Source organism: Streptacidiphilus sp. PAMC 29251, from assembly GCF_054208735.2.
In genome coordinates, this window is the sequence record NZ_CM135725.2 from 5,286,208 (window position 1) to 5,298,986 (window position 12,779).

The 12,779-nt window shown below is 72.1% G+C and carries 11 protein-coding genes; 5 read left to right on the forward strand and 6 right to left on the reverse strand.

Annotated elements, in window-relative coordinates; translation table 11 throughout:
* Positions 1 to 2: 2 nt before the first annotated feature.
* The 3 genes from ACXKR8_RS24895 (at position 3) to ACXKR8_RS24905 (ending at position 3,434) form a co-directional block, all read left to right on the forward strand.
* Positions 3 to 1,103: a hypothetical protein gene (locus ACXKR8_RS24895; RefSeq protein ID WP_458266794.1), complete on the forward strand. Its 1,101-nt coding sequence runs from the start codon at positions 3 to 5 to the stop codon at positions 1,101 to 1,103.
* Positions 1,104 to 1,648: 545 nt separating this feature from the next.
* Positions 1,649 to 2,665: a helix-turn-helix transcriptional regulator gene (locus tag ACXKR8_RS24900; RefSeq protein WP_458266795.1), complete on the forward strand. Its 1,017-nt coding sequence runs from the start codon at positions 1,649 to 1,651 to the stop codon at positions 2,663 to 2,665.
* Positions 2,666 to 2,855: 190 nt separating this feature from the next.
* Positions 2,856 to 3,434 carry a hypothetical protein gene (locus tag ACXKR8_RS24905; protein ID WP_458266796.1) on the forward strand — a complete coding sequence of 193 codons (579 nt, stop codon included), beginning with the start codon at positions 2,856 to 2,858 and terminating at the stop codon, positions 3,432 to 3,434.
* A gap of 48 nt (positions 3,435 to 3,482) precedes the next feature.
* Here ACXKR8_RS24905 and ACXKR8_RS24910 read toward each other — a convergent pair whose 3' ends face one another.
* The gene (locus ACXKR8_RS24910; protein WP_458266797.1) at positions 3,483 to 4,574 is read right to left on the reverse strand and encodes an SLAC1 family transporter; all 1,092 of its coding nucleotides are present in this window, start codon (positions 4,572 to 4,574) and stop codon (positions 3,483 to 3,485) included.
* Between the two features lie 95 nt (positions 4,575 to 4,669).
* Between ACXKR8_RS24910 and ACXKR8_RS24915 the strand changes: the two genes are divergently transcribed.
* Positions 4,670 to 5,605 carry a LysR family transcriptional regulator gene (locus tag ACXKR8_RS24915; RefSeq protein ID WP_458266798.1) on the forward strand — a complete coding sequence of 312 codons (936 nt, stop codon included), beginning with the start codon at positions 4,670 to 4,672 and terminating at the stop codon, positions 5,603 to 5,605.
* 18 nt (positions 5,606 to 5,623) lie between these two features.
* Here ACXKR8_RS24915 and ACXKR8_RS24920 read toward each other — a convergent pair whose 3' ends face one another.
* On the reverse strand, positions 5,624 to 6,424 hold the full coding sequence (locus ACXKR8_RS24920) for a carbon-nitrogen family hydrolase (RefSeq protein ID WP_458266799.1): 801 nt from the start codon (positions 6,422 to 6,424) through the stop codon (positions 5,624 to 5,626).
* 178 nt (positions 6,425 to 6,602) lie between these two features.
* Between ACXKR8_RS24920 and ACXKR8_RS24925 the strand changes: the two genes are divergently transcribed.
* Positions 6,603 to 7,433, forward strand: a complete 831-nt coding sequence (locus tag ACXKR8_RS24925) for a maleylpyruvate isomerase family mycothiol-dependent enzyme (RefSeq protein WP_458266800.1) — start codon at positions 6,603 to 6,605, stop codon at positions 7,431 to 7,433.
* A gap of 46 nt (positions 7,434 to 7,479) precedes the next feature.
* Here ACXKR8_RS24925 and ACXKR8_RS24930 read toward each other — a convergent pair whose 3' ends face one another.
* From ACXKR8_RS24930 to ACXKR8_RS24945, 4 genes are all read right to left on the reverse strand, one after another.
* Positions 7,480 to 8,904 carry an MFS transporter gene (locus ACXKR8_RS24930; protein ID WP_458266801.1) on the reverse strand — a complete coding sequence of 475 codons (1,425 nt, stop codon included), beginning with the start codon at positions 8,902 to 8,904 and terminating at the stop codon, positions 7,480 to 7,482.
* 65 nt (positions 8,905 to 8,969) lie between these two features.
* A complete protein-coding gene (locus tag ACXKR8_RS24935) occupies positions 8,970 to 10,010 on the reverse strand; it encodes a trypsin-like serine peptidase (protein WP_458266802.1) in 1,041 nt (346 codons plus the stop codon).
* A gap of 78 nt (positions 10,011 to 10,088) precedes the next feature.
* Entirely contained in the window at positions 10,089 to 11,204 is a 1,116-nt protein-coding gene (locus ACXKR8_RS24940) for a M64 family metallopeptidase (RefSeq protein ID WP_458266803.1), read from the reverse strand.
* A gap of 140 nt (positions 11,205 to 11,344) precedes the next feature.
* Positions 11,345 to 12,778, reverse strand: coding sequence for a dihydrolipoamide acetyltransferase family protein (locus ACXKR8_RS24945; RefSeq protein ID WP_458266804.1), 1,434 nt, complete (start codon positions 12,776 to 12,778; stop codon positions 11,345 to 11,347).
* Position 12,779 lies beyond the last annotated feature (1 nt).

The window sequence follows — 12,779 nt, forward strand, 5'->3', positions numbered from 1 at the left end:
GAGTGGCAGCAGCACCACGGCCTTTCCTGGCACCGGACGAGATCGACCTGTACCGACGCCTGGCGGATCTGCAGACCCTGGACACGGCGTGGCGCAGCATTGGTCCGGCGCAGCGTCAGATGCTCGGGTACCGGCCCCCCGAACCCCCGGACCTGTCGGCGGACGACCCCGCGGTCATGCGCCTGCGCGCCCTCGGGCTGCTGGCGGAGGATCCGTCACAACCGGCCGGCTACCGCTTGGTCGAGCCGCTCACACTGGAGCCCAGGTTCGTGGGCGACGCCAGGGAGCGGGCGGTGGCGAAGCACCAGGAGGCGTTCGCCGATCTGGCGGCAGTACAGCAGCAGGCCGGTGTGCTGGCCGAGCTGCAGGCGGCCTACGTCCACGGCCGACGTGGGGGCGGCAAGGGGAGCCACGAGTACGTCACCGGGATCGAGGCGATCAACGACGTGCTTGAACGGCTGGTCTCCCTGGCGAGCCGGGAACTGCTGACCGCTCAACCAGGCCCTCGCAAAGCCGCCGTGCTCAGACTGGTCGGGCCCGACGGCCGTGACATCGCGGCGATGGAACGGGGGGTGACCATACGCGCCATGTATATGAAGGCATCCGTCAGCGATCGGGAGACCGTGCGGGAGTACGCGGAGGCGGTGACCAGCAGAGGCGGCCAGATCCGTATCGTGGACACGCCGTTGCCGCTGCTGCGGATGATCTGCATCGACCGCACCTGGCTGGTGACCGAGGCCCGGGACCCGGAACAGGCCGAGCACGACCCGCGCACCCACGTCGCCCAGGCCCTGGTCACCCGGGACCCAGCGACCGTGGCCGCGTTCGTCCACAACTTCGAACGGGACTGGGCCCAGGCTCAGCCGTTCGCCCTGCTCCAGCCCGCCGAGCAGAGGATTCCGATCCAGGAGGCCGTCATCACCGCCCTGAAGGCCGGCTCCGACTACGAGGCGATCGCCAAGCAGCTCGACATCAGCTCCCGCACCGTGACCAAGCACGCCACCGCCCACCGCGCGACCCTCGGCGCGGCCCCAGGCTTCCAGCACGGCTACCTGACCGCCTGGAGCGAACTGGCTCAGCGGGCGGAGGACGGCATGCCGTAAGCAGGGCCCTCAAGCCCCTGGACTGTCCAGGCTGGATCATTCGGGGATACTCTGCGCCCGGTGGCCTACAGCAGGTGCGGGCAGAGCAGCAGGTGCGCGGTCGTCTGGAGAGGCAAGTGGCGGGGAAGGAAGGTTCGGGCTCCAACAGGTGCTCAATCACGTTCCGAGGGCCGTTCCCTGGGGGCGCGGCCGTACAGCAGTCGCTCGCGGTCGCTGACTTACTTGCGGACGGCGTCCCAGACCAGGTCCGCAGAGGCGGCCCCCGCGCTGACGAAGAGCATCGCAGCACAGAGGAAAACCGTAAGAGCGACAGCACGAATGAATCTACGTGTAGAGCGCATGACCACGCCTTCCCGGGTGGGGATCACACCTCGGTAGGTGATCCTCTGGTGGGCTCGAACCTCAGCTTGACTGCCTCCCCCAAGACAGCTAAGCCTCACAATGACTTAAAGCATGATAATCAGCTTAGTATCCGACGGTGGCAGCTTGTTACGGTTCCGGATATGGCCACAGGGCAATCTCCAGCAAAAGGGGGCAAAGCGACAATGGTGGATGTACCTCCTCCTCCAAACCTCAGCCCTGGCGCCATCGCCATCTACCTCAGGGCCCTCGCCGACGGAGGTTTCAGCTGGGACAGCGCAGCGGCGGTGACCGGCATGACCCTGGAGGACGTCACCAAGTGCCGTGACGAGCTGCTCGCCAGCCGACTGCTCCAGCCTGTGACCGGCCAGAGCGATCGCCTTGTACCTGTCAATCCGGAGCGGGCGGCGGCACAACTTGCGGAACCCCTGGAAGAGGCCATTCTCTCCTTCCGCGAGGCGGTGGACAATACCCGCGAGCGGTTGATGCATCTGATGCCCGCCTACAGCAGCCGAACCGTGTCCGGCACCGTCAACGGTGGTCTGGAGATCGTCTCCGACCCTGCCGAGGTCCAGTGGCTGGTGAACCAGGCCGCCGAGAAGTGCAGCAAGGAGATGCTCACCGTGCAGCCGGGGGGACAGCGCGATCCCGTGGCGCTCCAGGCCAGCCTGCCCACCGAACTCGCCACGCTGGGCCGGGGAGTTCGCTTCCGGGTCCTCTACCAGCACACCACCCGGACCCAGCTCAGCATGCGCTCCTACGTGTCCGCCATCGTGAAGGCCGGAGCGCAGGTCCGCACCGCCGATCAGCTCGCGGAGCGGTTGTTCATCTTCGACCGCGAGCTGGCCTTCATCCCTAAGCGCAGCCGTCCTGACCAGGCTCCGGGGGCTGTCGTGGTGCGGGAACCGGTGCTGATCTCCTTCCTCTGCGCTCTCTTCGACCAGTTCTGGGTCAGCGCCGTCCCCTTCATCACCGAGGGTCCCGGCTACCAGAACGTCTCGGACGACCTGCGCCGCGCCATCCTCGGACTACTGGGCCAGGGGCTGAAGGACGAGGTGGTCGCCCGCCGTCTCGGCATGTCCGTCCGTACCTGCCGTCGCCACATCGCGACGCTGATGCACGAACTGGGCGTGGAGAGCCGGTTCGAGGCCGGGGTGCGAGCAGCCCAGCTCGGCCTGATCGAGCAGGCCGCGCAGGAGTAGCGCGTACGGAGATGCCACCGACTGGTAACTAGATGACACAGGGGCTCCATGGACGCACAGCTGTGCGTTCCTGGACGATCGAGACATCCCCCCGAAGGGCCGCCGGCGCCGGTTGCTCGACCATCACACAGGTCCATTGAACGCTAGTGGACTTGATGTTCAGAGGTCAACTATCTCGATGGAGCCCATCATGAACGAGCTGCATGACGTCGGCCTGAGCGTGGACCCCGCCACGGCCGCCGCCGCCCACGCCGAGCTCGCTGCTGACGCCCGCCGCAGCCTTCGGGTATTCCTCGCCGCCCCCTCCCTCCGGCTCACCGGCCCCGCCGACGGGGTGTTCACGCTGGCTCTCCGCGGGCGGGTCACCGCCCTGAGAGAAGCCCTGCTGGACGCCGGTGTCACTGTGTACAGCCAGCACCACGACGACTGCTGGACCACCCGCGGTCTCGGCACCGGCTACCGGGTGCCCTCCGCCTTCCGCGGCATGCAGTCGGCCGACCTGGCCTTCGCCTACATCGGTTCCCCGCTCTCGGCCGGCGTCGGCATGGAGCTGGGCTGGGCCACCGCGCTGCGCAAGCCGGTGGTGCTGCTGGTGGACGAGGCGGTGGCGCACAGCCCGATGATCTCGACCCTCGAAGAGGTCTCCCCGGTGCTGCCGATCCACTTCGACACCGGCTGGAGCGCCCAGGCCCTGCGCCACGCCGTGATCACCGCGCTGGACTGGGCCGACACCTCGGTGATGTACCCGGAGACCGCCGAGTCCGCCTGACTCGGGTCGTGGCCCCGGACCCCCCGCCGCGGGCCCCGACCCGTCCCCTCACCGTGCGGTGAGCTCTCCGCTCGCCAACCCTCGCACGGTGCGGAGGCCGACCACGGCCCAGGCCGTGAGCAGCAGCGCGAACAGCGCCAGCGCCAGCCCGGCGAAGAGGTCGAGCCCGGTCAGCCGGTCCAGCCCGGCCGCCCCGGTGACACAGGTCCCGACCGGGAAGGTGAACGCCCACCAGGTCATCGCGAACGGCATCCCGCCGCGCAGCGCCCGTACCGCGGCCGCCCCCGCCACGGCCAGCCAGAGCAGCGCGAAGCCGAGCACCGCGACCCCGTAGACCAGCGCGAAGCCGCGCAGCGCCGGGGAGACCGCCGCGAACTGGGTGACCGCCGTCACCGACTGGCCCAGCGGGCCGAGCACCAGGAACAGCGTCGGGACCAGCAGCACCGGCAGCGGTCCCTCGTGCACCAGCCGGGACCAGATGCCCGGCAGCAGCACCAGCACCGCCAGCAGGCTCGCCCCGAACAGCGCGACGCACAGCGCCAGCATGGTCTCCCTGGCCTGGCCCCCGGCCGGAAGGTGCGGGATCAGCGCCGGGCCCAGCGCCGCGGACACCATCGGCGCGACCACCGGCAGCAGCCAGGTCGGCGCACAGCCGGCCCGGTCCACCTGCCGGCGGCCGAGCAGCAGCGACAGCACCCGGACCGCGACACCCACCCCGTAGAGCGTGCCGCCGGTCCACAGCACCGCGTCCAGGGCCACCCCGGCGCTGGGGCCGACCGCCGCGGTGATCGGCGCGCCCGCGCCCAGCGCGCCGGCCCCGACCGCGAGCATCGCCATCGGCGGGCAGCCCAGGAACACCGCGGTGGACGGCGCGTCCAGGGCCCTGATCCGGTCCGGCAGCCGCCGGGCGGCCAGCCGTACCGCGGTCAGCGCGGTCAGCAGCAGCAGCGAGAGCAGCCACACCCCGGCGGCCGCGTCGGCCGACGCCGAGGACTGGAAGGCGGGCCGCAGCGCGTGCGCGCCGTTGCCGACGATGGCGGTGCCCATCACCGCGGCGTACCAGTTGGGGCCGAAGCGGCCGGCGGTCGCCGGGACCCGGGCGGCGGCGCGGGGGAGGTGCGAGGTGGTGAGGGTGGCCATGGGCTCCACACTCGTCCGGCCCGGCGGTGGCTGGTAGCGGACATCCGTCTATGAGCCCATAAGCGCCCTCTATGAGCAGGGCCTAACCTGGACCCATGAGCCCCAGCCCGAGCACCGGTCCGACGCAGACCGGCCGACTGTCCCCGCGGCTGCCCGACCTGGGCGCGCTGGAGCTGCTGCTCGCGGTGATCCGGCTGGGCAGCCTGGGCCGGGCCGCCGCCGAGCTGGGGATCACCCAGCCCGCCGCGTCCTCCCGGGTGGCCGGGATGGAGCGGCAGATCGGCGTACCGCTGCTGGAGCGCTCACCGCGCGGCTCGCGGCCCACCGAGGCCGGCTCGCTGGTCGCCGAGTGGGCGGCGCCGGTGCTCGCCGCCGCGCAGTCGCTGGACGTCGGCATCGCCGCGCTGCGCGAGCGGCGCGACACCAGGCTCCGGGTCTCGGCGAGCCTCACCGTCGCCGAGTACCTGATGCCGCGCTGGCTGATGGCGCTGCACACCGCCCTGCCCGGCACCGCGGTCACCCTGCGGGCGGCCAACTCGGCCGACGTGGCCCGGCAGGTGCTGGCCGGCGAGGCAGACCTGGGCTTCGTGGAGGGCCTGCGCACCCCGGCCGGCCTGGACGAGGTGCAGATCGCCGCCGACCGGCTGCGTCTTGTGGTCGGCCCGGACCACCCCTGGGCCCGCCGCCGCGCCCCGGTCACCGGCGCGGAGCTGGCCCGCACCCCGCTGGTGCTGCGCGAGGAGGGTTCGGGGACCAGGGAGGTGCTGGACCGCGCGCTGGCCCCGTACGGCGGCACCACCACCCCGCTGCTGGTGCTCGCCTCCACCACCGCGCTCAAGGCGGCGGCGGTGAGCGCGGGCCCGGCCGTGCTCAGCGAGCTGACCGTGGCGGACGAGCTGGCCCGGGGACGGCTGGTCTCGGTCCCACTGGCCGATCTGGACCTGAGCCGGCCGCTGCGGGCGGTCTGGCCGACCGGCACCAGGCCGGCCGGCCCGGCCCGGGAGCTGCTGGGGCTGACCCGGCAGCAGTAGTTCGCGTGGTGGTAGTGGTCAGGCCCGTTCGATCGGGGCCTGAATGCCCATCAGCCGGTCCCGCAGCACCGGGAACTCGGTGCGGGCCCGGGCCACCTCCGCCGGGTCGAACTCCACCGTCAGCACCTCCTCGCCCGGCCCCGCCTCGCCGAGGACCACGCCCCAGGGGTCCACCACCAGGCTGTGCCCGGCCTGCTCCACCCCGCCGTGGGTGCCCGCGGTGTTGCAGGCGATGACGAACGCCTGCTCCTCCACCGCGCGGGCCCGGGCGAACAGGGTCCAGTGCTCGCGGCGGCGGGCCGGCCAGGCCGCCGGGACGATGAAGACCTCGGTGCCGGCGTCCAGCAGCGCCCGGAACAGCTCGGGGAAGCGCAGGTCGTAGCAGGTGGCCAGGCCGAGCGTGGCGAGGTCGGTCGGGACGGTGACCAGCTCGGTGCCGGCGCCCATGACCACGGCCTCGCCGTGGTCGAAGCCGAAACGGTGGATCTTGCGGTAGGTGCGGACCAGCTCGCCGGTGGGGGAGTACAGCAGCGAGGTGTTGTAGATCGGCCCGTCGGGGTCGCGTTCGACGATCGAACCGCCGTGCAGCCACACCCCGGCGTCCTTCGCCGCCGCCGACATCGCCTCGGCGGTGGGCCCGTCCAGCGGCTCGGCGCCGTCCGACCAGGACTCGTAGGCGAAACCGCCGAGCGGCCACAGCTCGGGGAGTACCACCAGGTCGGAGCCCTGCTGGGCGCGGACCAGGGCCGCCGCGCGGGCCCTTCGGGCGTCCGCGGACTCGGCCGGATCGACGTCGAGTTGGATGAGCGAAACGCGCACGTTGCCAACCTCCCTGCAAGGAGCCGCTACCGGGGCCATACGATCTTTGCGGTCAACACGTGAAAGCGCTGACCCGGTGACAGGGGTGAGCGTAACGTGCCATTAGCGCATTCGGCGGGCGGCGCCGGTGCGACCGTACCGTCAGCCTGCCTGTGCATGTGGCCAAGGGGTCGAAAACGTGACCGACACGCAGATCGTCCAGGCGTACACCGATGCCTGGACCCAGTCCATCGAAGCCGTCTCCGAACTGGTGGCTCCGCTCACCGAAGGCGAGTGGAACCGTCCCACCGAATGCCCGCGGTGGTCCGTGCGCGACGTGGTCTCGCATGTCATAGCCATGGAACTGGAACTGCTCGGCGACCCCCGCCCGATCCACACGCTGCCCCGCGACCTGCACCATGTGGTCGACGAGTTCACCCGCTACTGCGAGGTGCCGGTCGACAAGCGGCGCTGCCACACCGGCCCGGAGATGACCTCCGAGCTGGAGTACACGATCATCCGCCGCTCGCGCGCGCTGCGTGACAACACCCGCTACGCGCCGATGGACGAGATCCGCTGGCCGATGGGCCCCTACAGCCGCGACATCCCGTACCACCAGCTGCTGCGGGCCCGGGTGTTCGACGTCTGGACCCATGAGCAGGACCTGCGCCGGGCCCTGCGCTCCCCCGGCGACCTGGACTCCCCCGCCGCGGTGATCACCCGCGACTACCTGCTGGAGATGCTGCCCAAGGCCGTCGCCAAACTGGCCGGCGCCCCGGCCGGATCCACCGTCGCCCTGGAGGTGCACGGCCCGCTGGAGTTCATGCGGACGGTACGGGTGGACGCCAACGGCCGCGGCAGCGTGGACCAGCAGATCCCGCTGGCCCCGGACGTCCGGCTGACCACCGACTGGGAGACCTACGCCCGGCTCGCCTGCGGCCGGGTCCCGGTGGTCACCGCGAGCGTCAAGATCGAGGGCGACGAGCTGCTGGCCCGGCGGATCCTGGCCAACTTCTCGGTGACCCCCTGAGCGAAGGCCCTCTGAGTACAGCGGCTCACGGCCTGAGCGGTACTGCTTACGGCCTGACCGCCGCGGCCCGCAGCTCCGCCTCGCGGCGGGCCGCCTTCGGCCGCAGCCGCAGGATCTGGCCGAGCCCCAGCGCCATCGGCAGATAGAGCGTGCAGAAGGCGAGTCGGAAGGCGTGCGGGGTGTAGTCCGATCCGCCGCCGGGGGTGAGCAGGTCCAGCACCAGGCCGATCCCGAACAGGGCCAGCACGGTGGCGATGAAGCCGCCCATGTTGACGATCCCCGAGGCCGTGCCGAGCCGCTGCGGCGGGTTCACCGTCCGGGCGAAGTCCAGGCCGACCAGGGACGCCGGGCCGTTGCTGCCCATCACCACGGTCAGCACCAGCAGCAGCCACATCGGCACGTGCGGGCCGGGCCAGCTCAGCACCACGCCCCACAGCGCGCCGGTGACCAGCACCACCACGAGCACCAGCGGGATCCGGGCGCCGGGGCGGCGCGACACCAGCTGGCCGACCAGCAGCGCGAAGACCATGTTGCTGACGATGATCAGGCTGAGCAGCGACCCTGCCATCCCCCGGGACAGCCCCTGACCCTCCATCAGGAACGGCATCCCCCAGAGCAGCAGGAAGGCCGAGGCCGGGAACGCCGTGGTGAAGTGCACCCACAGCCCGAGCCGGGTGCCCGGCTGCTCCCAGGCGGCCCGGATCTGGGCCCGCAGCGAGCGCAGCACCGGACCCGCGCCGGGGAGGGCGGCGGCGGCCGTCGGGCTGCGGCCGAACAGGGCCTCGCGCGGCGCGCTGTCCGGGGTGTCCCTGAGGAACACCAGCACCAGCGCCAGCACGGCGACGCCGAGCAGCGCGGTGGTGGCGAAGGTCGCGGTCCAGCCCGCGCTGTGCAGCACCTGGGACAGCAGCAGCGTGCTGACCAGGTTGCCCACCGTGCCGACCAGGCCGGTGAGCTGGGCGATGAAGGGGTTGCGCCGGGCCGGGAACCAGCGGGCGCCGAGCCGCAGCACACTGACGAAGGTCATCGCGTCGCCGCAGCCGAGGACCCCGCGGGAGATCAGCGCGGGGGTGAAGGCGGTGGAGAAGGCGAAGCCGAGCTGTCCCAGGGTGAGCAGCACCAGACCGGCGCTGAGCACCCGGCGCGGGCCGAGCCGGTCGACCAGCAGGCCGACGGGTATCTGCATGCCGGCGTAGACCAGGACCTGGAGGATCGAGAAGGTCGACAGGGCGGACGCGCCGATGCCGAAGCGGGCGGCGGCGTCGAGGCCGGCCACGCCCAGGCTGGTGCGGTGGACCACGGCCAGGACGTAGACCGTGACGCCGATGCCCCAGGCGAACCAGGCCCCGCGCCCGCCCAGGCGCAGGTCGGAGCCGGCGGCGGAAGGCAGGACGGTGACCGGGACGGCGGCCGGGGCCGGCACCGGGACGGCGGCGGGCAGGGCAGGGACGGCGACCGGGTCGGCACACATGATGCGGCCATCCTATGGTGGGATGATTTCCGCCCAGTCAGCGGCCCTGAGTCACCCGCTCGGGCTCAGTGCGCGACCGCGTAGGAGTAGAGCGCCACGGTGCTCCGGTCGAAGATCGGGCTGTAGCTGGTCCAGTCGTTGGGACCGCCGCCGCCGACCCCGCCGATCAGGCCGATCACCTTGCCGGTGTTGGTCTTGGCCTGCCAGTCGATCAGCCAGGGGCTGCCGGAGGTGCCGCCGTAGAAGCCGTTGCAGAGGTAGACCATCTGGTTGTAGCCGCTCAGCCGCTTGGTCGGGGCCCAGCAGGTGACCGGCCGGTCCGCCGGGGCCGGGCCGACCTTGGGGTAGCCGGTCACCCCGACCCGCTTGTTGACGTACGTGGGGGTCATGGTCAGCGTGTTGCCGTGGGTGACGTCCTGGATCTGGCGTCCGGCCGTGTTCTTGCCGACCTTGGCGAAGGAGTAGTCGAAGTTGGTGGCCTTGCCGGTGGCCGCGTAGCGCTTGTCGGTGTAGCCCTTGAGCACCGGCCAGATCCCGTACGGCGCGGTGGTCGTGCCGTGGATCCGGTAGCCCGGGACGAAGGCCGTCGAGGTGCCCGGGTGGCAGTGCGCCGCCATCATGATCAGGTTCTTGGTCGTGCTGTTGACCACGAAGGCGGTGCAGAAGTGCGCCTTGAGGTCCTTGCCCTTGTAGAAGACGATGCCGATCGACGGGCGGCCGTTGACATAGGCGCTCGGGATCCCCGCCTTGGTGACCGCCCTGCTCGCGACCGCCGACGTGCTCTGCGTACTCTTCGCGCTCGGCGCCGAGGCCGCCGACTTGCCGCCGACGGTGCCGCCGGTGCCGTCCTCGGAGGTCGCCGAGGCCATCCGGGCGGCCGTCCAGTACTGCTGAACACTGGTCGGCTGCGCCAGCTGCGCCACCTTGGGCTCGGCGCCCACGCCCAGCGCGGTGACCCCGGTGGCCACCGTGTCGGCCGCCCCGGGCCAGACCGTCACCGACGGCCGGGAGGCGGCGTCCGCCGGGGACAGCAGCGAGGCTGCCAGCGCGGCCGAGACGGCCACCCCGGACCCGACCGACCACAGTGCGACCCGTTTCCTGCGCACGCGTACCCCCGTTGCTGTCATACGATCAGCTGAATCTAGCAGTAGGCACACGAAGCTCACACGCCGCAGGTCCACCTCTTACCCACGCACGGTCCAGCTGACCGTCCCGGTCATCCTGAGTCGGCGGAACGCCTCGTCCCTGACCCAGGGCGTGGTGTCGGTGACGGTGGCGCTGACCTCGGCCCAATCGCCCGGCGCCAGGCCGAGAGCGGCGGTGTCGAGGCGGTTGCCGCGGACCGCTCCGGCTGGCGCGGCCTGCCCGTCGACCCGCCAGCTGACCTGCAACTGCCGGGCGCCCGCCAGCGGGATCGGGACGACCTGGAGCCAGGGGCGTCCCCGCACCGCGCCCGGGGCCGGTGAGGTGCGGTCGATCAGCCAGACCTGACGGTAGATCGACTCGATGATCGCCTCGCGCGAGGGCAGGTTGTAGACCCCGCCGAGGGTCCGCATGATGGAGTCCCTGGTCGGCCGGTACAGGCCGTTGGCGCTGCGGTACGCGCCCACCGTCCCCCCGGTCGGGTCGGCCGCCCCGAGCCAGCGCCACCACTTCTGCCGGGTCGCCCGCATCGCCGCCGCACCGGTGGCGGAGAGGTTGGGGTAGCCCGCGTCCCCGGGCGCGGCGTCGTACTCGTCGCCCAGGGCGCCGACGGTGTGGCCCATCTCGTGCTGGACGATCTGCGCCGCGTCCGGCGAGCCGGCCGCCAGCGTGGTCGTCCCGTCCCCGCCCTCGCCGCCGTACGCGGCGGAGTCGGCCAGCGCGATCGGGTACTGCGGGCCGCCGGAGCCGCCCGCGAGCCGGGCCACCGCACCGTCGTCGGCACAGAGCAACCGGGCCATGCCCTCGCAGCCGAAGTGCATCCCGAGCGGGGAGCCGGGCTTGAGGCCCGGCCTGGGCGAGACCACGTCCACCCGGCGGACGTCGAAGAAGTGCTGGTAGGTGCGGAACGGCTCCACCGCGGTCAGCGCCTTCCAGACCGACGCCGCCTGGGCCCGGAAGGCGGGCAGCTGGGCGGCGGTGTAGCCGTCGCCCATCAGCACCAGGGTGATCCGCTTCGCCGGATCGCCGTTGTCCACCAGGACGGTGCCGCCGGACGCCGCCGGGGCGGGCCGGGGCGGAGCGGCCGCCCGGGCCTGGCCGAAACCGGTGACCAGGGACAGCAGCAGCAGTAGGGACAGCAGCAGCCTGCCTCGCAAGGCGTACTCCTCCGCGGATCGAGTTCTCGGTCCGCGGAGGAGTACCCACCCCGTCAGGAGGGCCACTCGTCACCTGTCCGGCTTCACCCGAACGGTTGGCCCGGTTGCACGGGGGTGCGCCGGGGGCGCGCCGGGCGGTTTCAGCCCCAGCTGATCAGGCGTTTGGGCTGTTCCAGGATCGCCGCGGTGTCGGCCAGCAGCCGGGAACCCAGCTCGCCGTCGATCATGCGGTGGTCGAAGGACAGCGCCAGGGTGGTGACCTGACGCGGCACCACCTTGCCCTTGTGCACCCAGGGCAGCGCCCTGACCTGGCCGAAGGCCAGGATGGCGGCCTCGCCCGGATTCAGGATCGGGGTTCCCGCGTCGACGCCGAAGACGCCGACATTGGTGATGGTGACCGTCCCGCCGGACATGTCCGCCGGGGAGGTCCTGCCCTCACGGGCGGTGGCGATCAGCGCGGACAGCGACACCGACAGCTCGGACAGCGACTGCGCGCCGGCGTCCTTGATGTTGGGGACGATCAGTCCGCGCGGGGTGGCCGCGGCGATGCCGAGATTGACCCGGCGCTTGACCACGATCTCCTGGGCTTCCTCGTCCCAGGCCGCGTTGACCTCCGGATGCCGGTGGATCGCGGTCAGCAGGGCCTTGGCCACCAGCAGCAGCGGGCTGACCCGCACCCCCTCGCCCAGCTCGCCGCTCTCCTTGAGCCGGGCGACCAGCTTCATGGTGCGGGTGACGTCGACCTGGACCCACTCGGTGACATGCGGGGCGGTGAACGCGGAGGCCACCATGGCCTGCGCGATCATCTTGCGGACGCCCTTGACCGGGATCCGCAGGTCGCCGTCGGCGGACTCGACCGCGGCGGGGGCGGCCGGCGCGGGGGCGGCGCCCGGGACCTCCGCCAGGGCGGCGGGCGCGGTCACTGCGGGCGCGGCGACGCTGGCGTGCAGGTCCTCACGGGTGACGGTGCCGTGCGGTCCGGTCGGCACCACGGTGCCCAGGTCGATGCCCAGGTCCTTGGCCAGCTTCCGCACCGGCGGCTTCGCCAGCGGTCGGCCTGCGGCCGGAGCAGCGGCCGCAGCAGGCGCGGCAGCCGGAGCAACCGGGGCGGCGACCGGAGCCGGAGCAGGCGCAACGGCCGGTGCCGCAGCCCGGGCCGGCGCCGCCGCGGCAGCAGCCGGCGGAGCCACCTTGCGGGCACGGCGCTTGCTGGCGCCCGACCGCGGCCCGTAGCCGACCAGCACCTCGCGCCGCTCCGGTTCGGCCTCGTCGGCCACCGCTGCGACCTCGGCCTCGGCCTCCGCCGGGGCGGAACCCCCGGCCACCGCCACGCTGATGATCACCTGGCCGACGTCCACCGTCGTCCCGGCCTCGAAGAACAGCTCCCGGACCACCCCGTCGAAGGGGATCGGCAGCTCCACGGCCGCCTTGGCGGTCTCCACCTCGCAGACCACCTGGCCGTCCTCGACCGTGTCGCCCGGCTGGACGTACCAGGTCAGGATCTCGGCCTCGGTCAGGCCCTCGCCCACGTCGGGCATCTTGAACTGACGCACAGTCTCCACTGCGGTACTCATG